Consider the following 23,818-nt stretch of genomic DNA (forward strand, 5'->3'; position numbering starts at 1 on the left):
TTATTATCGAGCCGATTCCATGATAATTATTAATCTGTGAAATGGGTCACCGCTTTAATATTTCCAAAAAAAATATCCGTGCAAACTGATTGAATTTTCGCTAACCGTCACCATTTCATACAAACGCGCGTCGCGAACACATTCAGACAGGGGCCCGATGGCCCTTGCCACACAGGAGATGCCAGTGCGCTGGATACCGTTTATTGCTTTCTTTCTCTATGTTTACATTGAGATTTCCATTTTCATCCAGGTTGCCCATGTGCTGGGCGTCCTGCTGACGCTGATTCTGGTGATTTTCACCTCCGTCATCGGCATGTCGCTGGTGCGTAATCAGGGTTTCAAAAATTTCCTGTTAATGCAGGAGAAGATGGCTGCAGGCGAAAGCCCGGCAGCGGAGATGATCAAAAGCGTATCGCTGATTATTGCGGGGCTGCTGCTGATCCTGCCGGGGTTCTTCACCGACTTCCTCGGCCTTCTGCTGCTTCTGCCGCCGGTGCAAAAACACCTGACCATGAAGCTGCTGCCGCATCTGCGCTTTAGCCGTATGCCGGGGGGCGGGTTCAGCACCGGGCCGGGCGATACCTTTGAAGGGGAGTATCAGCGTAAGGATGAACAGCACGACCGTTTAGACCATAAAGACGATCGGTGATGTTGTTGCCCGGTGGCGTTTCGCTTACCGGGCCTCCGGCAGCGCACCGCGCTTCGGCAAAAACAGCCACAGCCCTGCCAGCATGACAATCGCGTACAGACTCTTCCATCCCACCATCGCCAGCAACAGCAGGCAAAGCACGCCCCCGACGACCGCCAGTGCTTTATATCGACCTTTCAGCAAGCGACATCCCGCCAGCATGCACAGCAGGTAGATCATGATGAAAATACCGTTGGCTTAGACGATCAGCGCGTCCAGATTGATCTTCAGCGCGTAAATACACAGCGTGCTCAGCACGCAGCAGCCCAGTACGGCATTCAGGGCATTCAGCGGAAGCTGGCGTTTAGACAGGCGCGCGAGGCGATTCTCAGGTTTGTCGAGCGCCTGCGACCACACCAGGCGCGCAAAGCTCTGGATATAAATATTCAGGCTGGCAAAACAGGCCAGATAGCCAATGACGCAGGCGATCCACAGCGCCTTCACGCCGAACAGCTCCACCACGATACCCGGCAGCGATGCAGCAGCGGCGAGATCCGCACCGAACGCGTTGAAGTGTAATACCAGCACGGTGCAGGCCCAATAGACCGTACCTGCCAGCAGCAGGCCTATCATCAGCGCGCGGGGGAAATCGCGTTCAGGCTGCTTAAATTCCGACGCCAGATGGGCAAAGGCTTCCAGACCTACAAAACACCAGAACATGACGGAGAGCGCGGCGAAAAGCTGTGAATGGTCGACGTCTGTCACCGCCGGGAAGGGAATTTCCTTGATTGTGATATCGCCTGCCCACCAGATAGCGGCAACGAGCGCGACAATCAGCACCGCAACCAGCGTCTGCAGGTTGGCGCTGGAGCTCGCTCCGCGAGAGCCTACCCACCAGACGATAGCCAGCGTACCCAGTTCGGCCAGCAATAACTGCTCGTTATGCCAGCCAAACAGCGCCTGACCAAAGCCGGTCGCAATATGCAGCGCCGCAGGAAGGCCAACCGGAATGACGGAGAGAAACAGCCAGCCGGTGACGCGCTGCAGCCGCGGGCCAAAGGCCAGGCCGACAAAGTGCGCCACGCCGCCCGCGCTGGGGAAATGCCGCCCCAGAATGGCAAACACAATGGCTATCGGGAAAACCAGTACAATCAGCGCTGGCCACGCCCACAGGCTGTTATTTCCAGCCACCAGCGCCGCCAGCGCAGGGACGGCAAACACGCCCGTACCTAACAAGGAGGTTGAGAGCAGTCCAACGCCCTGCGCCAGCCCCAACTCCTGCTTGAGTCCACTCATTGACATCGCCCTGCCCGTACCAAAAGAGAGGCGATGGTAACACTTTCGCAAATTTTTTTTTCGACTCCCCCTTGAAGGGGTAAAAAGCTATCCCCATCTCTCAGGGCACTAGTCGGAAAACCGCATGCGGGCCGGCGTCATCCATAACTGATAATGACTTTCTCAAAGGAGAGCTATCAATGAGTATTCGTCCGTTACATGATCGTGTGATCGTCAAACGTAAAGAAGTTGAAACCAAGTCTGCTGGCGGCATCGTTCTGACCGGTTCTGCAGCAGCCAAATCAACGCGTGGCGAAATCATCGCTGTCGGTAAGGGCCGCATCCTGGAAAACGGAACTGTGCAGCCACTGGACGTTAAAGTTGGTGACATCGTAATTTTCAACGATGGCTACGGCGTGAAATCCGAGAAGATCGACAATGAAGAAGTGTTGATCATGTCCGAGAGCGACATTCTGGCAATTGTTGAAGCGTAATTTACGCACGAGAATTTGAGGAAATAAGAACATGGCAGCTAAAGACGTAAAATTCGGTAACGACGCTCGTGTAAAAATGCTCCGCGGCGTAAACGTACTGGCAGATGCAGTTAAAGTGACCCTGGGCCCGAAAGGCCGTAACGTAGTGCTGGATAAATCCTTCGGCGCGCCAACCATCACCAAAGATGGTGTTTCTGTAGCACGTGAAATTGAGCTGGAAGACAAGTTCGAAAACATGGGCGCGCAGATGGTGAAAGAAGTTGCCTCTAAAGCGAACGACGCTGCAGGCGACGGTACCACCACCGCGACCGTACTGGCGCAGGCGATCATCACCGAGGGTCTGAAAGCCGTTGCTGCGGGCATGAACCCAATGGATCTGAAACGTGGTATCGACAAAGCCGTCACTGCCGCTGTTGAAGAACTGAAAGCGCTGTCCGTACCGTGCTCTGACTCTAAAGCCATTGCTCAGGTTGGTACCATCTCCGCTAACTCCGACGAAACCGTAGGTAAACTGATCGCTGAAGCGATGGACAAAGTCGGTAAAGAAGGCGTGATCACCGTTGAAGACGGTACCGGTCTGGAAGACGAACTGGACGTGGTTGAAGGTATGCAGTTCGACCGCGGTTACCTGTCCCCATACTTCATCAACAAGCCAGAGACTGGCGCTGTTGAGCTGGAAAGCCCGTTCATCCTGCTGGCTGACAAGAAAATCTCCAACATCCGCGAAATGCTGCCAGTGCTGGAAGCCGTTGCGAAAGCAGGCAAGCCGCTGGTGATCATCGCTGAAGACGTTGAAGGCGAAGCGCTGGCGACCCTGGTGGTTAACACCATGCGCGGCATCGTGAAAGTGGCTGCGGTTAAAGCACCTGGCTTCGGCGATCGCCGTAAAGCGATGCTGCAGGATATCGCTACCCTGACCGGCGGTACCGTTATCTCTGAAGAGATCGGTATGGAGCTGGAAAAAGCGACCCTGGAAGACCTGGGCCAGGCGAAACGCGTTGTGATCAACAAAGACACCACCACCATCATCGATGGCGTGGGTGAAGAAGCCGCTATTCAGGGCCGCGTGGGTCAGATCCGTAAGCAGATCGAAGAAGCAACTTCCGATTACGACCGTGAAAAACTGCAGGAGCGCGTAGCGAAACTGGCTGGCGGCGTTGCGGTAATCAAAGTTGGTGCAGCGACCGAAGTTGAAATGAAAGAGAAAAAAGCACGCGTTGACGATGCCCTGCACGCGACCCGTGCTGCGGTAGAAGAAGGCGTGGTTGCTGGTGGTGGTGTTGCGCTGGTGCGTGTTGCCGCTAAGCTGGCAGGCCTGACCGCACAGAACGAAGATCAGAACGTGGGTATCAAAGTTGCGCTGCGCGCAATGGAAGCGCCTCTGCGTCAGATCGTGTCCAACGCCGGTGAAGAGCCATCTGTTGTGACCAACAACGTGAAAGCGGGCGAAGGTAACTACGGTTACAACGCGGCAACTGAAGAATACGGCAACATGATCGACTTCGGTATCCTGGACCCAACTAAAGTGACCCGTTCTGCTCTGCAGTACGCGGCATCTGTTGCTGGCCTGATGATCACTACCGAGTGCATGGTAACCGACCTGCCTAAAGGCGATGCACCTGACTTAGGTGCTGCAGGCATGGGCGGCATGGGCGGTATGGGCGGCATGATGTAATCGTGCGCTCTACGTCGTAGAATGTGAAAAACCCCCGGGCAGAAATGCTCGGGGGTTTTTCTTTTGGTCATCTTTTAGGTATAAGATTTACACACGGACAACTACTGTCCAGCTTATTGAAAACGAGGAATAACATGCGCGTAAAAGTCTGTGCAGGGATTGTAGGGGCAGCATTGCTGCTGGCGGGTTGTAGCTCCAGCAATGAGCTGTCGGCAGCGGGCCAGGGCGTTCGCTTTGTGGAAGATAAGCCTGGCAGTGAATGCCAGCTGTTAGGCACGGCAACCGGTGAGCAAAGTAACTGGATGTCAGGTCAGCATGGCGAAGAAGGTGGTTCTATGCGCGGTGCGGCGAATGCCCTGCGTAACCAGGCTGCGGCAATGGGCGGTAACGTAATTTACGGCGTGAGCAGCCCAACGCAGAGTATGCTGTCCAGCTTCGTGCCGACCGCCAGCCAGATGAACGGCCAGGTCTACAAGTGCCCGAACTGAGTTAACTTGCTGATGGCGCTGCGCCCGGACCCCGTAGGGCAGGTAAGCGTAGCGCCACCTGCCTTTTTAGAGCTGCCGCAGCTGCAAATCCAGCGGCGTCTTGCTCGGCTCTCCGCCAATCTCGCGTGCCAGCTTCGGCACCATATAGCCTGAAACCAGCGTTAACAGTTCGCGCATAATCTGCCGGGCTTCTTCATCCGTCACCATGAAATGGGCCGCGCCCTGAACGCGATCCAGCACGTGCAGGTAATAGGGCATCACGCCCGCATCAAACAGGGCATTGCTCAGGTCGGCCAGCACGCGGGCGCTGTCATTCACGCCGCGCAGCAGCACGCTCTGGTTCAGCAGCGTCACGCCCGCTTTACGCATACGCGCCATCGCCGCGCGAAACGCATCGTCAATTTCGTTCGCATGGTTGATATGGTTCACCAGCAGCACCTGCAAGCGAGACTGCTCCAGGCGTGATACCAGGCCGTCCGTGATCCGCGCCGGAATAACAATCGGTAAACGGCTGTGAATACGCAGGCGCTTAATATGCGGGATGGCTTCAAGCTCGGTCAGCAGCCAGTCCAGCTCATGATCTTTCGCCATCAGCGGGTCGCCGCCGGAAAAAATAATCTCATCCAGCTCCGGATGGGCGGCGATATAGTCCAGCGCGACCTGCCAGTTGCGTTTATTGCCCTGATTTTCGGCGTAAGGGAAGTGCCGACGGAAGCAATAACGACAATTTACCGCACAGCCGCCTTTTACCAGCAGCAGGGCGCGGTTGAGATACTTATGCAGTAAACCCGGCACCACGCTGTTCTGCTCTTCTAGCGGATCGGTGCTATAACCCGGCGCGGTGACAAACTCATCCTGCGAAGTAAGCGTTTGTTTTAATAGCGGATCGTCAGGGTTGCCTTTCTCCATCCGCGCCACAAACGCACGGGGAACGCGCAGGGCGAAAAGGCGCTTTGCCTCGCGGCCTGCAAGCAACTCTGGGTGCTGATCGAGGTCTAAAAGACGCAGCAATTCATCAGGACTGGTGATTACATCGGCAAGTTGCGATAACCAATCTTCTCTGGACGGGGTGTTTAGGGTTACAATATGCGCCATTTTGTGGCTTAGCTACCAGTTAACAAATTTAGAGGGCCTTATGGCAACGTACTATAGCAACGATTTTCGTGCTGGTCTTAAAATCATGATGGACGGCGAACCGTACGCGGTTGAAGCCAGCGAATTCGTTAAACCAGGTAAAGGCCAGGCATTCGCACGCGTTAAGCTGCGCCGTCTGCTGACCGGTACCCGTGTTGAGAAAACCTTCAAGTCTACTGACTCCGCTGAAGGCGCTGATGTTGTTGATATGAACCTGACCTATCTGTACAACGACGGTGAGTTCTATCATTTCATGAACAACTCCACTTTCGAACAGCTGTCTGCTGATGAGAAAGCGGTAGGTGACAGCGCTAAATGGCTGCTGGATCAGGCTGAGTGCATCGTGACCCTGTGGAACGGCCAGCCTATCGCTGTGACCCCACCAAACTTCGTAGAACTGGAAATCGTTGAAACCGATCCAGGTCTGAAAGGTGATACCGCAGGTACCGGCGGTAAACCAGCCAAACTGTCTACCGGTGCAGTGGTTAAAGTGCCCCTGTTCGTACAGACTGGCGAAGTGATCAAAGTGGATACCCGCTCCGGCGAATACGTGTCCCGCGTGAAGTAATTTACGTCATGATTGAAGGCGCAGCGCCCGCTGCGCCTGATTTTTGCAGGCAGGGATGATGAAACGTACCGTTAAAATTCTGCTTCTGTTAGCGCTTTCCAGCGCATTGCTCTCCGGCTGTAACACCACGCGTGGAATGGGACAAGATATCCAGGATCTCGGTCATATCATTTCTCACGCCGCCAGCTAAGTTCGTCTAATTTTCCTAAAAATGCTTCCTTTTCCGTCAACCGGCGGGATCTTGTCTATTCTTAAGTTGCTATACACAAAACAACTTTGGCTATAAAAGGAAGATATTATGGTTAAGAAGACAATTGCAGCGATCTTTTCAGTCCTGGTACTTTCTTCAGTGTTAACGGCCTGTAATACCACGCGTGGCGTCGGTCAGGATATTTCTGAAGGTGGTAGCGCAATCTCTGGCGCGGCATCAAAAGCTCAGCAGTAATTAACACACGGTACGGGACCAGCGGGTTTCGTACCGTCAGCTTTCTGATTCCTGCAGGGATAAGAACGGAGAAAAACGCGTATCCATATGCAATTTCATGCGGATATTGCGCTTATAGGTATAGACCGTTTTTCCGTTGATACTCAGGTGAGCGGCAATTTTTTGATTGCTCGCGCCGTCCATCCACAATGTCAGCACTTTCTCTTCCTGCCGGGTTAGCAAGGGGGCGGCTGCCGTTGGCCTTTCAGCGCATGAGCGCGAGATCAATGCGTCGTTGATAACCGTTGCCACCTCTCCGAGACTGGCGTTTTTCAACAACGACGACCACACCGGGAACTGGCCGAGCCAGTCTGTCATGCCGTTGTCCTCTCCCGATTGCAGCAAAATAAACGGTAAGCGTTCACTGGCGTTGAGCAAGGACGAGAGCTGCTGAAAATGATGAATATCCTGCCTGAAGCCGTACAGGTCAGCGATAACCAGCGTGGGTTTCCATTGCAGAATGTGCTCTCTGGCAAGGAACAGATTATTCAGCCCGGTCACAACGTAGTGTCCCGGGAACAAACCGGAATGATTGAGCCATGCTTCAAATCCCGTGCGGGTGAAGTGACAACGGTCAATCAAAAGAATTTTGAACATATTTTATTCGCAGTCGGCTAGTGGTTTGGCTTCCTGCCATCAGAAAGCACATCATCATAGAGAAGTCGGATGAGTGCTAAATGCCGGAACTACGCGCCATACTGCGGCTATTTCTTGCCTTAACGTGTTCAGCAAAAAATGATTGAAAAAAAATAGCACGCTAACCACAATATGGGGCGTAATCTCTGCCTTACGGGACGACCCGTAAGCATTTCTTTCACCGGGGACGGCCCCAACTTGAATTAAGTTAAGGAGCCTGAAATGTCCTGGATCATTCTTTTTATTGCTGGCCTGCTCGAAGTGGTATGGGCGATTGGTCTCAAATACACCCACGGATTTACCCGTCTGACGCCCAGCGTCATTACCATCACCGCGATGATCGTGAGTATTGTCCTGTTATCCTGGGCGATGCGCTCGCTGCCTGTGGGAACGGCTTATGCCGTCTGGACGGGCATTGGTGCGGTAGGGGCCGCCATCACCGGCATTCTGCTGCTGGGAGAGTCAGCGAGTCTGGCGCGTATCGCCAGCCTCGCCTTGATTGTGGCCGGGATCATTGGGCTGAAGCTCAGTACCCATTAACGGGGTTGTTTTACCCAGATAAGTTTTGACACATCAAACCCTTGCCGGGTCGCGACGTCCAGCATCTGCTGTTTCATTTCTGACGAAATAGTTGGCGTGCGGGAAAGTATCCACAGATAGTCGCGATCCGGCCCGCAGACCAGCGCGTGACGGTACTCTCTGTCGAGCGCTATCACGTTGTAGCCGCCATAAAACGGACCAAAGAAAGAGACTTTGAGCGCGGCCCGTCGCGGGTCGCCCGTGAAGTACGCTTTCCCAATCGACTGTTGCCACATCTCCCGGTCGGGATTATAGCCCCGGTTGATCACCTGAATACCGCCATCGTCCATCGGACTGTAATTTGCCGTGACCTTCTCCAGGCCCTGCTCAAACCGATGGTCGAGGCGCGCGATTTCATACCATGTTCCAAGGAAGCGTTGTGCATCAAAAGGCGTGACGACGGTAACGCCAGGCGGTGGGGTAGGGGAACTGCAGGCAACCACTAAAAACGCGGCTGTCACCGCGGCGATAACAGGCAGAATGCGCATAGGAGTTTCCTTACTGTTTTTTTGTTAAGTGTAGATGACGGCAAGGAAAATGTGGTTTTTGTGCGGCGTCACACCGTGGATTTTGTAGGCCGGGTAAGGCTAAGCCGCCACCCGGCAATGTTTTACTGCAGCGCGTCGAGGATACGGTATGCCGCCTCAACGCGTGCCGGGTTCGGATAGCTTTTATTTGCCAGCATCACAATGCCGAGCTGCTTTTCAGGAATAAAGGCCACGTAGCTGCCAAACCCGCCGGTTGAGCCGGTTTTGTGCACCCATGAGGCTTTTACCGGAGGCGCTGGTGGATTTACTTCTCTCGCGGGCAGCGGCGCCAGCGCCACCTTATTGTCGCTACCTTCAACCACGGTTCTGGCATCGACGGGCCAGTTAAGCATTTCCCAACCTAACCCCTGATACATGGCCCCCACGCGCCAGTAGCGAGACTGCGCCAGGGCAATGCCTTGCCTGAGTGAATTATCCTGAAGGGAGTCCGGCTTCATGTTGACCATTACCCAGCTTGCCATATCCTGCACGTTGGTTTTTACGCCATAGGCTTCCGCGTCGAGCATGCCTGGCGAAACGTGTACCGCTTTACCGTCACGGTATCCCCAGGCGTAATGCGCCTCTTCCGCTTTCGGAACGTTAATCCAGGTATGGTCCAGCCTGAGCGGCTTAAAGACCCGCGTCGTTATGGCCTGCTCATAGCTCATGCCGGAAGGTTTGACCGCCAGCGCGCCAAAAAGGCCGATGCTGGTATTGGCATAAAGACGCGTGGTACCCGGCTTCCACTGCGGCTGCCAGTTTTGATAAAAGCGCAGCAGAGCGGCGTTATCCGCGACCTCATCCGGTATCTGTAACGGTAGACCGCCTGCGGTATAGGTTGCCAGATCCAGCATGCGGATCCCCTGCCACTGCTTGCCCGTCAGCTCAGGCCAGTATTTGGTCACCGGATCGCCCAGCGATATTTCACCGCGAGCAATCGCATCGCCACCCAGTACGCCGGTGAAGGTTTTACTTATAGAACCCAGTTCGAACAAGGTTTGTGGGGTGACAGGCTTGTTTGCCGCAACATCGGCTTTACCGAAGGTAAAGTAGTGCGGCTGACCCTGATAAATCACCGCCACCGCCATGCCCGGAATGGCCTGCGCTTTCATCAGCGGCGTAACGGTACGTTCAACCACCTCAGCCAGCTGTTTTTCTGACATCGGGGCAGCCAATACCGAGCAGGAGGTGCTGAGCAGCAGGGCGCAGCAAAGGGATTTTGTCATCATCATTTATCTTCCGTAATAGCAGTTCAAGGGAGTGTCCGGGCCCGTCAGACCGCTGTAGTCTGTTGGATTTGACTATGGCTGACAAACGGTTAAATTTAGCATTAGCTGTTAATTTTTCTAACGGACGAGGCCATGACGCGCAGCTATCTTCCTCTTAATTCCCTGCGGGCGTTTGAAGCTGCTGCCAGGCACCTCAGTTTTACGCATGCCGCTATCGAGCTGAACGTCACCCATTCCGCGATTAGCCAGCACGTAAAGGCGCTGGAGCAGCACCTTAATTGCCAGCTGTTTGTCCGCGTTTCGCGTGGGCTGATGTTGACCACCGAAGGCGAGAATTTGCTGCCGGTGCTGAATGACTCGTTCGATCGTATCGCCGGAATGCTGGATCGCTTTGCCAGCCAGCGCGCTCAGGAGAAGCTCAAAATAGGTGTGGTAGGGACCTTTGCCACGGGGGTTTTATTCTCTGAGCTTGCGGACTTTCGCCGCTGCTATCCGCATATTGATCTTCAGCTTTCCACCCATAACAATCGCGTCGACCCGGCGGCTGAAGGGCTTGATTACACCATTCGCTACGGCGGCGGCGCGTGGCATGGAACCGATGCTGAATTCCTTTGCCCTGCGCCGCTGTCTGCGCTCTGTACACCCGACATTGCCTCCTGTCTAAAAAGCCCGGCAGATATCCTGAAGTTTACCCTGCTGCGCTCCTACCGGCGCGACGAGTGGGCTGCGTGGATGCAGGCAGCGGGTGAACATCCTCCCTCGCCGACGCACCGGGTGATGGTGTTTGATTCGTCTGTGACCATGCTGGAAGCCGCGCAGGCAGGCACAGGGATTGCCATTGCGCCTGTCGACATGTTTACCCATTTACTCAGCAGCGAGCGCATCGTGCAGCCGTTTGCAACGCAGATTGACCTCGGCAGCTACTGGCTCACAAGACTACAGTCGCGGACAGAAACGCCCGCAATGCGCGAGTTTGCCCAGTGGCTGGTGGGGAAGATGCAGAAATAAAAGGCCCGCCGGATGGCGGGCCAGAAGCGTCAGAGGGTGACCACGGCAATCAGCGTCACCACGGTCAGGATGGTCGCCAGACCGTAGAACACCCATTTACCGCTTGGTACATGGATTTTCAGGTCATGCATCGCATGGTGAATACGGTGCAGACCACACCACAGCGGCAGGACGATCATCAGGAAGATGAACACGCGGCCGATAAAGCTGCTCGCGAACGCCAGCACGCGCTCGTAGCTCAGCGCATCGCCCGGGAACAGCCCCAGCGGCAGCATAATGCCAACCAGCAGGATGATGACGGGGGCGATGATGGCACTCCACATGCCGCCTGCGCCAAACAGGCCCCAGAAGACCGGCTCGTCAGAACGTTTTGGATTTGGATTGATCACAGGTGTCTCCTTACCAGAACAGTGCGACAAACAGAATGACCACAGTGACCAGAATCGTCACTGCCCAGAGCCCTTTAATCACCGGCTCTGGCCCCATTTTCTCGCCTTTTACGATGATGTTCGCCGCTTTTGGCGCCAGCTCAAACCAGGTTTTGGTATGAAGCAGCGCGGCCGCGAGCACGATCAGGTTCAGAACCACAATGATCGGGTTTTGCAGGAAACCGACAAAGCTGGCCCAGGCTTCCGGACCGTGCTTGAGGGCAAAAACGCCGTACATCAGCTCAAGGCTGAACCAGACCGCCGGTACCGCCGTGCCTTCACGCAGCATGTAGAAGCGATAAAACGGCAGGTTTTTCCACCAGGTGGACGGCACAGGCCGCACATAGGCTTTGCGTTTAGTCGTCATCATGCACTCCTTAGCGTGGTTTCAGGGTAGCGATAAGAAAGTCTTTCGAGCTTTCCACTTTACCCTGCTGAATTGCGGCGGCCGGGTCGACGTGCTTCGGACAAACTTCGGAGCAATAACCCACAAAGGTACAGCTCCACACGCCGTTCTGGCTGTTAAGCTGCGCCATACGTTCTTTTTTACCGTGGTCGCGGCTGTCCTCGTTATAGCGGTGCGCCAGGGTAATGGCGGCCGGGCCGATGAACTCCTTGTTCAGGCCAAACTGTGGGCAGGCGGCGTAGCAAAGACCGCAGTTGATGCAGCCGGAGAACTGATGGTATTTCGCCATCTGCGCCGGCGTCTGGGTGTTTGGCCCCTGATCCGGCGTGCGCGGATTACCAATGATGTACGGCTTAATGGCTTCCAGGCTTTCGATAAAGTGGGTCATATCGACCACCAGATCGCGTTCAATCGGGAAGTTGCCCAGCGCTTCGACCTTAATGCCTTTGGTGTATTCGCGCAGGAAGGTCTTACAGGCCAGCTTTGGCACCTTGTTGACCATCATGCCGCAGGAGCCGCAGATGGCCATGCGGCAGGACCAGCGGTAGCTCAGGTCTGGCGCCAGGTTATCTTTGATATAGCCGAGCGCATCCAGCAGAGAGGTTTGCTCGTCATAAGGGACTTCATAGAAAGCGCTGTGCGGTGCGGCGTCCACTTCCGGATTGTAGCGCACCACTTCAACTTTCATTTTTTGCATCTCAGCCATTCGCCTTCTCCTTCTTCTCGGCGGCTTCTGCTTCTGCACCGTACACGCGTTTAGCCGGCGGCAGCGTGGTGATTTTCACGTCGCTGTAGTCCAGACGTGTGGTGCCATCCGCATCGCGCCAGGCGAGAGTGTGTTTCAGGAAATTGACGTCGTCACGTTCGGTACAGCCTTCGTCCAGACGCTGGTGGGCCCCACGCGACTCTTTACGCGCCAGCGCAGAGTGCGCCATACATTCCGCGACGTTCAGGCCGTGGCCCAGCTCGATGGTGTAGAGCAGGTCGGTGTTGAATACGCTGGAGGTGTCGGTGATGCGCACGCGCTTGAAGCGCTCCTGCAGTTCCGCCAGCTTGTCGACGGTTTTTTGCATCAGCTCAGGGGTACGGTAGATACCGCAGCCTTCTTCCATCGACAGGCCCATTTCGTCGCGGATCTTCGACCAGTTCTCATTGCCTTCCTGGTTCACCAGATCTTTCAGGCGTTTTTCAACGTCTGCGACCTGCGCATCCAGCGCGGCACCGTTGGCTTCGCCTGCGGTAGCCGCTCGCTCCATCGCCCGCTCGCCCGCCATGCGGCCAAAGACGACCAGCTCTGCCAGCGAGTTAGACCCGAGACGGTTAGCGCCGTGCAGGCCGACTGAGGAACACTCGCCGACGGCGAACAGGCCTTTAATCCGGGTTTCGCACTGCTGGTCGGTTTCGATCCCGCCCATGGTGTAGTGCGCGGTTGGACGCACCGGAATCGGCTCTTTCACCGGGTCGACGCCGACGTAAGCTTTCGCCAGCTCGCAGATGAACGGCAGACGTTCCAGCAGTTTCTTCTCGCCAAGGTGACGCAGGTCGAGATAGACCACATCGCCGCGCGGCGTGGAGATGGTGTTGCCTTTGCGCCACTCGTGCCAGAAGGCCTGAGAGACTTTGTCGCGCGGGCCGAGTTCCATGTATTTGTTCTTCGGCTCGCCGAGCGGGGTTTCCGGGCCCATGCCGTAATCCTGCAGATAGCGGTAGCCGTTTTTATTGACCAGAATACCGCCTTCACCGCGGCAGCCTTCCGTCATCAGAATGCCGGAGCCCGGCAGGCCGGTCGGGTGATACTGCACGAACTCCATATCGCGCAGCGGCACGCCGTGGCTGAGCGCCATGCCCATGCCGTCGCCGGTGACGATACCGCCGTTGGTGTTGTAGCGATAAACGCGGCCTGCACCGCCTGTTGCCATCACCACGGCTTTCGCGCGGATCTGGACAAGCGTGCCTTCCATCATGTTCATCGCTACCAGACCGCGAGCCTCACCGTCATCGACCAGAATGTCGAGGACGAAATGTTCATCGAAGCGCTGAATTTGTGGGAACTGAAGGGAGGTCTGGAACAGGGTGTGCAGCATGTGGAAGCCGGTTTTATCGGCGGCGAACCAGGTGCGTTCAATCTTCATTCCGCCAAAGCGGCGAACGTTGACGCTGCCGTCCGGACGGCGGCTCCACGGACATCCCCACTGTTCAAGCTGGGTCATTTCCGTTGGACAATGATGCACAAAGTAGTCAACGACATCCTGTTCGCAAAGCCAGTCGCCCCCTGCAACCGTGTCGTGGAAATGGTATTCAAAGCTGTCATGATCCTGCGCAACGGCGGCGGACCCTCCTTCTGCTGCCACTGTGTGACTACGCATTGGATAGACTTTTGAAATCAATGCGATTTTAGCGTTGGGATTAGCTTGTGCTGCAGCAATCGCAGCACGTAATCCAGCCCCGCCAGCGCCTATTACGGCAAGATCGGCTTGAAAAGTTTGCACGACATTCCTCCAGATTTTTGTTATTTCGCAACGCGACAAACTAAAGGTAGTTCACCCGTCCAAAAGGACGATTGCGAAAGCGTTTCCACTGCTCCTTTATGGGTAAAACAGTATAACCGTGTAGATGTCAGGGAAATTTGACGTGTTCGATTTTTTTGCTGTTCTGTCAGGCGATTTATCATGAAGATTGATGAATTACGTCACGTAATTGCCCACCTAAATGAAATGCGCTTTTTTACTGCGCAAAATTTGTCTCTGCCCCAGCTAACGAGTAGACTTCGTGCCCTTGTCTGAAATCGGAGAACAACTCATGAGCGAAACGGCCACCTGGCAGCCGAGCGCATCCATCCATAATCTGTTAAAACGCGCTGCAATTATGGCGGAGATCCGCCGTTTCTTTGCCGACCGCGGAGTCCTGGAGGTGGAAACGCCGTGCATGAGTCAGGCAACGGTAACGGATATTCATCTGGTCCCGTTTGAAACCCGTTTTGTTGGCCCCGGCCACTCTCAGGGCATGAATTTGTATCTGATGACCAGCCCGGAATACCACATGAAACGCCTGCTGGCAGCGGGGTGTGGTCCGGTGTATCAGCTGTGCCGCAGTTTCCGTAATGAAGAGATGGGTCGTCATCACAACCCGGAATTCACCATGCTGGAGTGGTACCGCCCGCATTATGACATGTACCGCCTGATGAATGAGGTGGACGATCTGCTGCAGCAGGTCCTGGAATGCTCAGAAGCCGAAACGCTCTCCTATCAGCAGGCTTTCCAGCGCCATCTGGAAATCGATCCGCTGTCGGCGGACAAAGCCCAGCTGCGCGAAGTGGCGGCAAAACTGGATCTGAGCAACGTGGCGGATACCGAAGAGGATCGCGACACGCTGCTGCAGCTGCTGTTCACTTTTGGCGTTGAACCGCAGATTGGCAAAGATCGTCCGACGTTTGTCTATCACTTCCCGGCAAGCCAGGCCTCACTGGCGCAGATCAGTACCGAAGATCATCGTGTTGCAGAGCGTTTTGAGGTCTATTACAAAGGCATCGAGCTGGCGAACGGCTTCCACGAACTGACTGATGGCCGCGAGCAGCAGCAGCGCTTCGAGCAGGATAACCGCAAGCGCGCCGCGCGCGGTCTGCCGCAGCAGCCTATTGATGTTAATCTGCTTGAAGCATTGAAAGCAGGTCTGCCGGATTGCTCCGGCGTGGCGCTGGGCGTTGACCGTCTGGTGATGCTGGCGCTTGGCGCAGAGCAGCTAGGCGATGTGATTGCCTTTACGGTCGATCGCGCCTAATAAAATGCCGGGTGGCGCTGCGCTTACCCGGCCTACCATTCCTGTCAATTAACCTTTCCATTTCAGCACGGCAACATTAAAAACTGCCACATTCTCTATACACGGGTCTTTTTCTTAATTTGCCCCGTATAGCCACAATATTTATCTGGTCTTCTGCTACCATCCGCGCAGTTTAATTCCTCTTCGGATGGTTCTATGTCCCAGTCACTCAAAAAGATGACCCTCACCGGGCTCATCCTGATGATATTTACCTCAGTCTTTGGCTTTGCCAACAGCCCGTCAGCGTTCTATCTGATGGGCTACAGCGCGACGCTGTTTTATATCGTTTCTGCTCTGTTCTTCTTTATCCCGTTTGCGCTGATGATGGCGGAGATGGGCTCGGCTTACCGGAAAGAAGAGGGCGGGATCTACTCATGGATGAATAACAGCGTCGGGCCGCGCTATGCGTTTATCGGCACGTTTATGTGGTTTTCATCCTACGTCGTCTGGATGGTCAGTACGGCGGCCAAAGTCTGGGTGCCGTTCTCAACGTTTCTTTTTGGTGCCGATAAAACGCAGGTCTGGTCTTTAGCCGGGCTGAGCTCCACGCAGGTCGTCGGGATTCTGGCGGTAGGCTGGATGGTGGTGGTCACCCTGGTGGCGTCTAAAGGCATCAATAAAATTGCCCGGATTACCGCCGTGGGCGGGATCTCGGTTATGGGATTGAATCTGGTACTGCTGCTGGCGAGCATCGCTATCCTGTGCCTGAACGGTGGTCATTTCGCGCAGGAGGTGAACTTTGCCTCCTCGCCAAATCCGAGCTACCAGTCCGGGCTCGCCATGCTCTCCTTCGTGGTGTTTGCCATCTTCGCTTACGGCGGTATTGAAGCCGTAGGCGGCCTGGTCGATAAAACGGAGAACCCGGAAAAGAACTTTGCGAAAGGCATTATTTTTGCCGCCATCGTCATTTCCATTGGCTATTCGCTGGCGATTTTCCTCTGGGGCGTCAGCACCAACTGGCAGCAGGTGCTGAGCAACAACACCACTAACCTTGGCAACATCACCTATGTGCTGATGAAAAGCCTGGGGATGACGCTGGGACAGGCGATGAACCTGAGTCCCGAGGCGGCATCGGTAATGGGGGTCTGGTTCGCGCGTATTACCGGCCTGTCGATGTTCCTGGCCTATACCGGTGCGTTCTTCACGCTGATCTACTCGCCGCTGAAAGCGATTATTCAGGGTACGCCAAAAGCGCTGTGGCCCGCACGTATGACCCAGTTGAATACCGCAGGCATGCCCGCCAACGCCATGTGGATGCAGTGTCTGCTGGTGTGCGTGTTCATTCTGCTGGTGTCATTTGGCGGCGATACGGCGTCTGCGTTTTACAACAAGCTGACCCTGATGGCGAACGTGTCGATGACGCTGCCGTACCTGTTCCTGACCCTGGCGTTCCCGTTCTTTAAGGCGAAGCAGGATCTTGAACGTCCGTTTGTGATTTTTAAAACCCGCGCGGCAACGCTGCTGGCGACCACGGTGGTGGTGCTGGTGGTGGCGTTTGCCAACATCTTCACCATTATTCAGCCGGTAATTGAGGCGAACGACTGGAACAGCGCGCTGTGGATGGTGGGCGGGCCTATTTTCTTCTCGCTGCTGGCGATGGGGATTTATGAGAATTACCGCCGACGCGCGATGGCGTACGTCGCAGAAGTGGCGTAGCGGGAATATTCCCCTCCCGAAAGGGAGGGGAGCAGCGTTACAAACTTCCCGCCGGGCGCGTACGCGTCGCTGACGTCAGCGTTCTTCCCGTTTTACGCCCGTCCAGGCTTTCCAGACGCATCTGGAACGGTGGGAACGGCATATCGATACCGTGCTCGCGGAAGCCTGCCAGAATCAGCTGGTGGATCTCATGGCGCAGCGGCATACGGTGTCCCATTTCGGCGGCGTAGATACGCAGCTCGAAAATCTGGATCCCCTGCTGTAAATCCACAAGGAAGACTTCCGGCGCCGGGTTGTCGATGACCAGCGAGCAGCGCTCAGCGGCGGTGTAGAGGATCTGGGTGACCTCTTCGCTGTTGGCGTCCGACGGTGCCGGTACCGTCAGCACCACACGGGTAACGGAGTCTGACAGCGACCAGTTGATGAACTGCTCGGTGATAAACGCTTTGTTTGGCACGATGATCTCTTTCCGATCCCAGTCGCTGATCGTCGTCGCACGGGTGTTGATCTTCGTGATGCTGCCGGTCAGATCGCGGATCGTGACGGTATCGCCAATGCGGATCGGTTTTTCGAACAGAATGATCAGGCCGGAGATGAAGTTGGCGAAGATCTCCTGTAAACCAAAACCTAACCCTACACCGAGCGCCGCCACCAGCCACTGCAGCTTCGACCACTCAATACCGATCATCGAGAAGCCAACCAGCCCGCCAAACAGCATGATCAGATATTTGGTGATGGTCGTAATCGCATAACCCGTCCCCGGGGTTAAATCCAGGTGCTGCAGCAGCGCCAGCTCCAGCAGCGCCGGGAAGTTGCGCACCAGTTGCGTGGTGATGATCAGCACCAGAATGGCAATCAGCACCGCCCCTAAGGTAATTGGCTCCAGGCTTTCAACACCCTGCACCGTGGACGTCACGTCCCAGAGAGAGATGTTCTCCAGGAAGCCAAACGCGGAGTGGATCTCTGACCACAGGAAGATCACCGAAAGGAGGGCAATCAGCATCAGGATGGAGCGAACCAGGCGCAGGGACTGGGTGCTGATGGCATCCAGATCCAGTTCGACCTCGTCCGCATCCGTTGTGCCTTCCGTACTGTTCACATGGTTTGGCTCTTCCTCACCCCGCGCACGCTGGGCGAGGATCTCCGCCCGGCGATGCTTGGCTCGGTCAAAGGCCAGACGGCGGCGCTGGATCAGCATCCAGCGGCGGATCACGTGGTACACCACCAGAAGCAGGAACCAGATGGCTACCGAGGTTTCCAGCCTTGCCAGCAGCGCCTGCGCGGTTGCCAGATAGCCCACCGCGGCTGCCAGCATCGCAAACAGCGGCGCGCTAAGCAGCAGGTTCCAGAGCAGCCGGTTGAACATGTTGTCGCCGCTGCCGGATTTATCCAGATAGAGCGGAATGCCCGCGCGTTTCAGGCTGAGCGTGACGATGGCCAGCGCCCCGCATATCAGCATAAAGCAGAGGCGGCCCAGCGAGCCTGAGAATTCCCGGTCGTTGAGATTATCGAACATGATCAGCGCCATAATCAGCGGCACAATCAACCCGATGCTCATCAGGTAGTAACGCATGGCGCGCGCCACACGGTTACGTGGCCAGCCAAAGTGGGTGATGAACAGGCCATTGGGGCGCGCGAAGGTGGCGCAAATCATGACCACCCAAAGCAGCGGCACCGTGGCGGTGACGCCATCGCCAATCGCTACCGCGAGCGGATAGGGCCAGGCTTCCCGCAGGCCATACCCCAGCGTCATCCACAGCACCGGCAGCGGAGAGGCGACAAGAATCGACCAGAAGACGGTGCGCAGCGTCAGCCAGAAGTGATCCTGGGTGACTTTCCCGACCCTGGAGCTGGAACGCTCCAGGAAACGGGTGAAATGTCTGCGCGAGTAAATGCTGAAGCCCACCAGAATCAACGCTCCCAGCAGCGGGAAAATGGTCTCTTTGCTGGTGAACATCATCACGCTGGCCTGTCCCAGCTGGCTGAAGGTATCCAGTGAAATCAGGCGGCGCAGGTCCTGGACAATCTCAATCGGCCACGAGAAGGTCATCGGACGCACGTCAGACGTCCAGAAGAGATAACGGTGCGTAGCCTCGTTCACCTCTTTCAGCGCATCTTCCAGCTGGCTGTTGGATACTTTTAGCTTGGTCAGCTCCAGAATCAACGTATCCCCGCCCTGGAGCAGAGAGTTCAGCAGTTCACGCTGGGTACGCATCTGGGCTTCCAGAATACGGTTTTGCTCGCTGGTCAGCGGCTGTCCGTCAGCCTGACGGATCTGGCGGATTTGCGGCTGCTTGTTGAGAAGATCTTCAAAGTGCAGGCGCTGAACGCGCAGCTGGGCCATCTCGGTATCCAGCTGCTGCGGCTTCGGCATTTCCGGCAGGCGCGCGACCTGGGCGCGCAACGCTTCGCCGAGAAGGTTTGATGACCCGAGCCACTGTGACTGTTCGCGCAGGGTGTTGAGCGCCTGACGCACCTGCAACGTTTGATTGGTCGCCTGACGCTGCTGGGAGGCAACCAGATCCATGCGCTGCGCCTGCTGGTTCAGCGCGGCAGAAAGTTCGCGGTTGACCCTGAATTGTTCGTTGATACCGGCAGGCAGGTTTTCGCTGTTTTCAGCGAGCAGTTCTGTACTTTCCAGCGCCCGTTCGGCTTCACGCTGGCGCTGGCTGTTCAGCTGATTACGCAGGGCCTGAAGGTAGGCATCAAGCTGCTCGCTCTGCTTTTGCGCCAGCTCGGCGCGCATGCGCGACAGCTCCTGACGGTTGTTGGCAGAAAGCTGCGCCAGCTCGAGTTCATCAACCAGCGCTTTAAGTCGGGCGGATTCAGCCTGAATCCCAAGATTTTGCGCCTGGCTTTGTGCTGAATTGCCAGACTGCGTGCCCACGCGGCGCTCCACCTCGTTTAGCTGGCGGCGGGCGTCGGTTTGCTGCTGCGGAAGCTGGCTGAGCGAGTCGGCGATTTCGCGCGCGCGCTCCTGTTCCTGCTGCGCCAGGCGGCTCTTTTCCAGAAGCTGGCTGCTGACCTGGAGGATCTCCTGGTTTAGCGCATCGGAGGTTAAGCCCGCAGGAACATCGCGCGGTTCGTCACGCAGATTATTGAGCTGCGCGCGCAGCGTCTGCGAGAGTTTGGGGAAGTTGTCGATAACCTGCTGATACTGCTGAGCGCGCTCAAGAGAGCCTTTCCGCTCCTCAAGCGCGTTCAGGGCAGCCTGGAGCGACTCGACGGTCTCTGGCTGAGCGGGTTTGGCCGCTTTTGCCTGCTCCAGTTCCTGGGTTATCTGTTTGGCGTCGGGGGCTGTCGCTGCGTACGCCCCCATGCTGAGGCACCAGGCCATCAGTAGAACGATAATCGGGCGCACGTCAGCGATCCTTCTGTTGTTAGCCTTCGTCTTTTTTGTCGTCAACCAGCGGGCTGGCGTCGTGCTCGGCGTTGATCTCTTCCTGTGGCAGCGGAGCAGGTTCTGCATCTGGCGTCACGAAGGTTTCGGTAGAGACCGCCAGCGGCTGGCCCAGTTTGGTGACCGACAGGCTTTCGAGCTGTTCAGCCAGCTTCACTTTGCCCGGCGCAAACAGGTTAATCACGGTGGAGCCCAGCTTGAAGCGACCCATCTCCTGACCTTTCAGCAGGGCCACAGAGCCTTCCGCTTCACCGGCAGGCCAGGTCCAGCGTTTGATCACGCCTTCGCGCGGTGGGGTGATGGTGCCGGCCCAGACGGTTTCAATGCTGCCTACGATGGTTGCACCCACCAGAATCTGTGCCATAGGGCCAAATTCAGTATCGAACAGACAGATGACGCGCTCGTTACGGGCAAACAGGTTCGGCACGTTCTGCGCGGTCAGGTGGTTTACGGAGAACAGGTCGCCCGGAACGTAAATCATTTCACGCAGGATACCGTTACACGGCATATGCACGCGGTGATAGTCGCGCGGTGACAGATAGGTAGTGGCAAACGTACCGTTGCGGAACAGATCCGCCATCAGGTAGTTACCTGCCAGCAGCGCTTCCAGACTGTAGTTATGGCCCTTCGCCTGCAGGATTTTGTCGTCTTCGATGTTACCCAACTGGCTGATCACGCCGTCTGCTGGCATCACCAGGACGTTAGGATCGGTGTTCAGCGGGCGAACTTCGTCACGCAGCGGGCGCACGAAGAACTCGTTGAAGGTGCGGTAGCTGGCGGTGTCCGGCTTCTGCGCCTCTTTCATGTCGACCTTGTAATATTTTACGAAAAGGTCGATGACCAGTTTGGTCAGCCAGCCCGCGCGTTTGCTTGCGCCCCAGCCCGCCAGGCGAGTGAGCCACAGTTTTGGCAGAATGTATTGAAGCGAAAGTTTAAATGCGTTTAACAAGGTAGCCTCCAGGCCATTGTTTTGTCGTTCCTGATCCGGCGTTAAGCCGCCGGAACCTGAAAAAAGGGGACGATTTTAGCGATGCTTAGCTTAGTTGTCAGTTATCAGAATCAGAAAAGTTTTTACGCGTTTTTACGTCTTCCATGCTCTCAAGAATACGGTGGTAATTCTCGAAGCGGGTTTCCGCGATCTCGCCTTTCTCAACCGCTTCACGGATAGCGCAGCCTGGGTCGTTATCGTGTTTACAGTCGCGGTATTTACAAGCGCCTAAATAATCATGGAATTCGACAAATCCGTTAAAGATTTGTTCCGGCTCAAGGTGCCACAAACCGAACTCACGCACCCCCGGGGAGTCAATCACGTCGCCGCCGTGCGGGAAATGATACAGGCGCGAGGCGGTGGTGGTGTGCTGGCCCAGACCCGAGACGTTGGACACATCGTTAGTCAGGATCTCTTGCTGGAGGCCAAGCAGGTTGTTCAGCAGGCTCGATTTACCCACGCCGGACTGGCCCGCAAAGATGCTGATACGGTCGGTCAGCGCCTCTTCTAACGGCTTAAGGCCATCTTTGGTGTGGCTGGAGACCATCAGCACGCGATAGCCGATCTTACGGTAGATATCCATCTGCTCATTCACAAAGGCCATGCCGTCGTCATCCAGCAGATCGATTTTATTCAACACGATGATCGGTTCAACCTGCAGCGTTTCGCAGGCGACAAGGTATCGGTCGATAATATTGAGTGAAAGCTCAGGTAAAATCGCCGAAACAATGACGATCTGGTTAATGTTGGCGGCAATCGGTTTTACGCCATCGTAAAAGTCTGGGCGGGTGAGCACCGACGTGCGTTCATGCACGGCTTCGACGATGCCCTTAACCGTGACACCTTCAGCGGCCTCTTTACCCGGACGCCAGACCACGCGATCGCCGGTAACCAGTGAACGGATGGTGCGACGGATATTGCAACGGTGAATGTCACCGTCGGCGGATTCGACATCGGCATGCATACCGAAACGGCTGATGACTACGCCTTCTGTCGCTTCACCAAACAGGTTGTCGTCATAATCCGGCTTCTCCGAAGTGGTTTTAAGACGGCGCTGGTGGTTGGCGTTTACGCGGCGCTGCTGCCCTTTGGAGAGTTTATTTTTACTCAATCGCGCTGGCTCCTGGTCGCCCGTAAGGGGCAAAACCTCTATGATACACTCTAATTAATACTAGTTAACCTGCTACTGCCGGTTATGCGAGAAGGGTGGAAAATAACATGAGCGCGGATGAAAACAACCTGATTTGGATCGATCTCGAAATGACCGGGCTGGATCCCGAGCGCGATCGCATCATTGAAATTGCTACTCTGGTGACGGACGCCAACCTGAATATCCTGGCTGAAGGGCCAACGATTGCGGTGCATCAGTCCGACGATCAGCTGGCTTTGATGGATGAATGGAACGTGCGTACCCACACCGGCAGTGGCCTGGTGGAGCGCGTGAAGGCGAGCACGTTCGGCGACCGTGAGGCGGAGCTGGCGACGCTTGAGTTCCTGAAACAGTGGGTTCCGGCAGGCAAATCGCCAATCTGTGGGAATAGCATCGGCCAGGATCGCCGTTTCCTGTTTAAGTACATGCCGGAGCTGGAGTCTTACTTCCACTATCGCTATCTGGATGTCAGCACCCTGAAAGAGTTGGCGCGTCGCTGGAAGCCTGAAATCCTCGACGGCTTTAAAAAGCAGGGGACCCACCAGGCGATGGACGATATCCGTGAGTCCGTGGCGGAGCTTTCCTACTACCGCGAAAACTTTATAAAGCTGTGATTTTGAGATCCGGCGCCTTGCGTGGCCGGGTTTTTGTCGTTAAATTGTTCAGCTTGCCGATTTAATAAGCATTTGAACTTAATTTCGAAAAAATCGCTTTAAGGGGGGTTGCAGCTAAAAGGATTTCTCGTATAATGCGCCTCCCGTAACGACAGAGAATTACACGTTACGACAGCAACAAAAGCAGTACAGATTTGCGGGAATAGCTCAGTTGGTAGAGCACGACCTTGCCAAGGTCGGGGTCGCGAGTTCGAGTCTCGTTTCCCGCTCCAAAATTTGAAAGTATCTCCGGATACGCCCAGCACCAGAACACCCAAGCGGGAATAGCTCAGTTGGTAGAGCACGACCTTGCCAAGGTCGGGGTCGCGAGTTCGAGTCTCGTTTCCCGCTCCAAAATTTGAAAGTGCTTCTAAAGCACGGACCACCCAAGCGGGAATAGCTCAGTTGGTAGAGCACGACCTTGCCAAGGTCGGGGTCGCGAGTTCGAGTCTCGTTTCCCGCTCCAAATTCTTCTTAATCTCTAAAGTATCCACAGCGAAGAAACTCGTTGGGGACGTTTTCTATCGTCTCTGAAATACTCTTGTGAACAGAGTTATCCACAGAAACCGCGCTTACCCTAAACAGGGTTAAAACTT

23 protein-coding genes, 3 tRNA genes and 1 pseudogene are annotated in these 23,818 nt (G+C 55.7%); 15 read left to right on the top strand and 12 right to left on the bottom strand.

The genetic code is table 11. The features are described 5' to 3' along the window. The first annotated feature begins 184 nt into the window (after positions 1-184). Positions 185-649 (top strand): FxsA family protein, encoded by a 465-nt coding sequence (locus AC2TE5_RS01980; RefSeq protein WP_032651318.1) that lies wholly within the window; start codon positions 185-187, stop codon positions 647-649. Between the two features lie 24 nt (positions 650-673). Here AC2TE5_RS01980 and yjeH read toward each other — a convergent pair. Beyond that, positions 674-1,924 (bottom strand): annotated as a pseudogene (yjeH, locus tag AC2TE5_RS01985) (L-methionine/branched-chain amino acid transporter). A 179-nt stretch (positions 1,925-2,103) separates the two neighbouring features. Between yjeH and AC2TE5_RS01990 the strand changes: the two are divergent. From AC2TE5_RS01990 to AC2TE5_RS02000, 3 genes are all read left to right on the top strand, one after another. Then, complete coding sequence (locus AC2TE5_RS01990) at positions 2,104-2,397, top strand: co-chaperone GroES (protein ID WP_003855929.1); 294 nt, start codon at positions 2,104-2,106, stop codon at positions 2,395-2,397. Positions 2,398-2,428: 31 nt separating this feature from the next. Then, the gene (groL, locus tag AC2TE5_RS01995) at positions 2,429-4,072 is read left to right on the top strand and encodes a chaperonin GroEL (RefSeq protein ID WP_029742112.1); all 1,644 of its coding nucleotides are present in this window, start codon (positions 2,429-2,431) and stop codon (positions 4,070-4,072) included. Between the two features lie 134 nt (positions 4,073-4,206). Continuing rightward, positions 4,207-4,560 (top strand): DUF4156 domain-containing protein, encoded by a 354-nt coding sequence (locus tag AC2TE5_RS02000; RefSeq protein WP_023310115.1) that lies wholly within the window; start codon positions 4,207-4,209, stop codon positions 4,558-4,560. Between the two features lie 66 nt (positions 4,561-4,626). Here the strand turns inward: AC2TE5_RS02000 and epmB are convergent, their stop codons facing one another. Continuing rightward, the gene (epmB, locus tag AC2TE5_RS02005; RefSeq protein WP_484612559.1) at positions 4,627-5,655 is read right to left on the bottom strand and encodes an EF-P beta-lysylation protein EpmB; all 1,029 of its coding nucleotides are present in this window, start codon (positions 5,653-5,655) and stop codon (positions 4,627-4,629) included. Between the two features lie 40 nt (positions 5,656-5,695). On the opposite strand from epmB, the gene efp reads away from it, so the two are divergent. The 3 genes from efp (at position 5,696) to ecnB (ending at position 6,707) form a co-directional block, all read left to right on the top strand. Continuing rightward, complete coding sequence (gene efp / locus AC2TE5_RS02010) at positions 5,696-6,262, top strand: elongation factor P (protein WP_010427766.1); 567 nt, start codon at positions 5,696-5,698, stop codon at positions 6,260-6,262. A 58-nt stretch (positions 6,263-6,320) separates the two neighbouring features. Further along, the gene (locus AC2TE5_RS02015) at positions 6,321-6,452 is read left to right on the top strand and encodes an entericidin A/B family lipoprotein (RefSeq protein WP_024907352.1); all 132 of its coding nucleotides are present in this window, start codon (positions 6,321-6,323) and stop codon (positions 6,450-6,452) included. 108 nt (positions 6,453-6,560) lie between these two features. After that, complete coding sequence (ecnB, locus tag AC2TE5_RS02020) at positions 6,561-6,707, top strand: lipoprotein toxin entericidin B (RefSeq protein ID WP_014168289.1); 147 nt, start codon at positions 6,561-6,563, stop codon at positions 6,705-6,707. A gap of 36 nt (positions 6,708-6,743) precedes the next feature. On the opposite strand, the gene AC2TE5_RS02025 is transcribed toward ecnB, so the two are convergent. Further along, the gene (locus AC2TE5_RS02025) at positions 6,744-7,343 is read right to left on the bottom strand and encodes a helix-turn-helix transcriptional regulator (protein ID WP_213329049.1); all 600 of its coding nucleotides are present in this window, start codon (positions 7,341-7,343) and stop codon (positions 6,744-6,746) included. Positions 7,344-7,604: 261 nt separating this feature from the next. Here AC2TE5_RS02025 and sugE point away from each other — a divergent pair, with 261 nt between their 5' ends. After that, the gene (gene sugE / locus AC2TE5_RS02030; RefSeq protein WP_148244443.1) at positions 7,605-7,922 is read left to right on the top strand and encodes a quaternary ammonium compound efflux SMR transporter SugE; all 318 of its coding nucleotides are present in this window, start codon (positions 7,605-7,607) and stop codon (positions 7,920-7,922) included. On the opposite strand, the gene AC2TE5_RS02035 is transcribed toward sugE, so the two are convergent. Further along, entirely contained in the window at positions 7,919-8,449 is a 531-nt protein-coding gene (locus tag AC2TE5_RS02035; protein WP_213329048.1) for a lipocalin family protein, read from the bottom strand. The genes sugE and AC2TE5_RS02035 overlap by 4 nt on opposite strands. 122 nt (positions 8,450-8,571) lie before the next feature. Beyond that, entirely contained in the window at positions 8,572-9,717 is a 1,146-nt protein-coding gene (gene blaACT, locus AC2TE5_RS02040; RefSeq protein ID WP_484613304.1) for an ACT family cephalosporin-hydrolyzing class C beta-lactamase, read from the bottom strand. A gap of 132 nt (positions 9,718-9,849) precedes the next feature. On the opposite strand from blaACT, the gene ampR reads away from it, so the two are divergent. Beyond that, a complete protein-coding gene (gene ampR, locus AC2TE5_RS02045; protein WP_484612560.1) occupies positions 9,850-10,725 on the top strand; it encodes a LysR family transcriptional regulator AmpR in 876 nt (291 codons plus the stop codon). Positions 10,726-10,754: 29 nt separating this feature from the next. On the opposite strand, the gene frdD is transcribed toward ampR, so the two are convergent. The 4 genes from frdD to frdA are packed head-to-tail and all read right to left on the bottom strand — an operon-like array spanning position 10,755 to position 14,048. Next, on the bottom strand, positions 10,755-11,114 hold the full coding sequence (gene frdD / locus AC2TE5_RS02050; RefSeq protein ID WP_032662398.1) for a fumarate reductase subunit FrdD: 360 nt from the start codon (positions 11,112-11,114) through the stop codon (positions 10,755-10,757). 10 nt (positions 11,115-11,124) lie between these two features. Further along, positions 11,125-11,520, bottom strand: coding sequence for a fumarate reductase subunit FrdC (gene frdC, locus AC2TE5_RS02055; RefSeq protein ID WP_029739890.1), 396 nt, complete (start codon positions 11,518-11,520; stop codon positions 11,125-11,127). Between the two features lie 10 nt (positions 11,521-11,530). Beyond that, positions 11,531-12,265 (bottom strand): succinate dehydrogenase/fumarate reductase iron-sulfur subunit, encoded by a 735-nt coding sequence (locus AC2TE5_RS02060; protein WP_023310124.1) that lies wholly within the window; start codon positions 12,263-12,265, stop codon positions 11,531-11,533. After that, the gene (gene frdA, locus AC2TE5_RS02065) at positions 12,258-14,048 is read right to left on the bottom strand and encodes a fumarate reductase (quinol) flavoprotein subunit (RefSeq protein WP_063144110.1); all 1,791 of its coding nucleotides are present in this window, start codon (positions 14,046-14,048) and stop codon (positions 12,258-12,260) included. The genes AC2TE5_RS02060 and frdA overlap by 8 nt, the downstream gene beginning before the upstream one ends. A gap of 310 nt (positions 14,049-14,358) precedes the next feature. Here frdA and epmA point away from each other — a divergent pair, with 310 nt between their 5' ends. Together epmA and yjeM are read left to right on the top strand one after the other, a co-directional pair. Beyond that, complete coding sequence (epmA, locus tag AC2TE5_RS02070; RefSeq protein ID WP_484612561.1) at positions 14,359-15,336, top strand: elongation factor P--(R)-beta-lysine ligase; 978 nt, start codon at positions 14,359-14,361, stop codon at positions 15,334-15,336. Between the two features lie 195 nt (positions 15,337-15,531). Continuing rightward, complete coding sequence (yjeM, locus tag AC2TE5_RS02075) at positions 15,532-17,031, top strand: glutamate/gamma-aminobutyrate family transporter YjeM (RefSeq protein ID WP_484612562.1); 1,500 nt, start codon at positions 15,532-15,534, stop codon at positions 17,029-17,031. A 37-nt stretch (positions 17,032-17,068) separates the two neighbouring features. On the opposite strand, the gene mscM is transcribed toward yjeM, so the two are convergent. The 3 genes from mscM to rsgA all read right to left on the bottom strand — a co-directional run bounded on the left by mscM (position 17,069) and on the right by rsgA (position 22,530). After that, positions 17,069-20,392, bottom strand: coding sequence for a miniconductance mechanosensitive channel MscM (mscM, locus tag AC2TE5_RS02080; protein ID WP_484612563.1), 3,324 nt, complete (start codon positions 20,390-20,392; stop codon positions 17,069-17,071). 19 nt (positions 20,393-20,411) lie between these two features. Further along, positions 20,412-21,380 carry an archaetidylserine decarboxylase gene (gene asd, locus AC2TE5_RS02085; protein ID WP_033144458.1) on the bottom strand — a complete coding sequence of 323 codons (969 nt, stop codon included), beginning with the start codon at positions 21,378-21,380 and terminating at the stop codon, positions 20,412-20,414. A 97-nt stretch (positions 21,381-21,477) separates the two neighbouring features. After that, positions 21,478-22,530 carry a small ribosomal subunit biogenesis GTPase RsgA gene (gene rsgA / locus AC2TE5_RS02090; RefSeq protein WP_023334242.1) on the bottom strand — a complete coding sequence of 351 codons (1,053 nt, stop codon included), beginning with the start codon at positions 22,528-22,530 and terminating at the stop codon, positions 21,478-21,480. Between the two features lie 107 nt (positions 22,531-22,637). Here rsgA and orn point away from each other — a divergent pair, with 107 nt between their 5' ends. From orn to AC2TE5_RS02110, 4 genes are all read left to right on the top strand, one after another. Then, complete coding sequence (gene orn, locus AC2TE5_RS02095) at positions 22,638-23,183, top strand: oligoribonuclease (protein WP_023310130.1); 546 nt, start codon at positions 22,638-22,640, stop codon at positions 23,181-23,183. 196 nt (positions 23,184-23,379) lie between these two features. After that, positions 23,380-23,455 (top strand) — tRNA-Gly (locus AC2TE5_RS02100). A 45-nt stretch (positions 23,456-23,500) separates the two neighbouring features. Then, positions 23,501-23,576, top strand: a tRNA-Gly gene (locus tag AC2TE5_RS02105). A 36-nt stretch (positions 23,577-23,612) separates the two neighbouring features. Beyond that, positions 23,613-23,688: transfer RNA gene (locus tag AC2TE5_RS02110), tRNA-Gly, on the top strand. Positions 23,689-23,818: the final 130 nt, after the last annotated feature.

It is taken from the genome of Enterobacter sp. N5-15 (assembly GCF_057221635.1).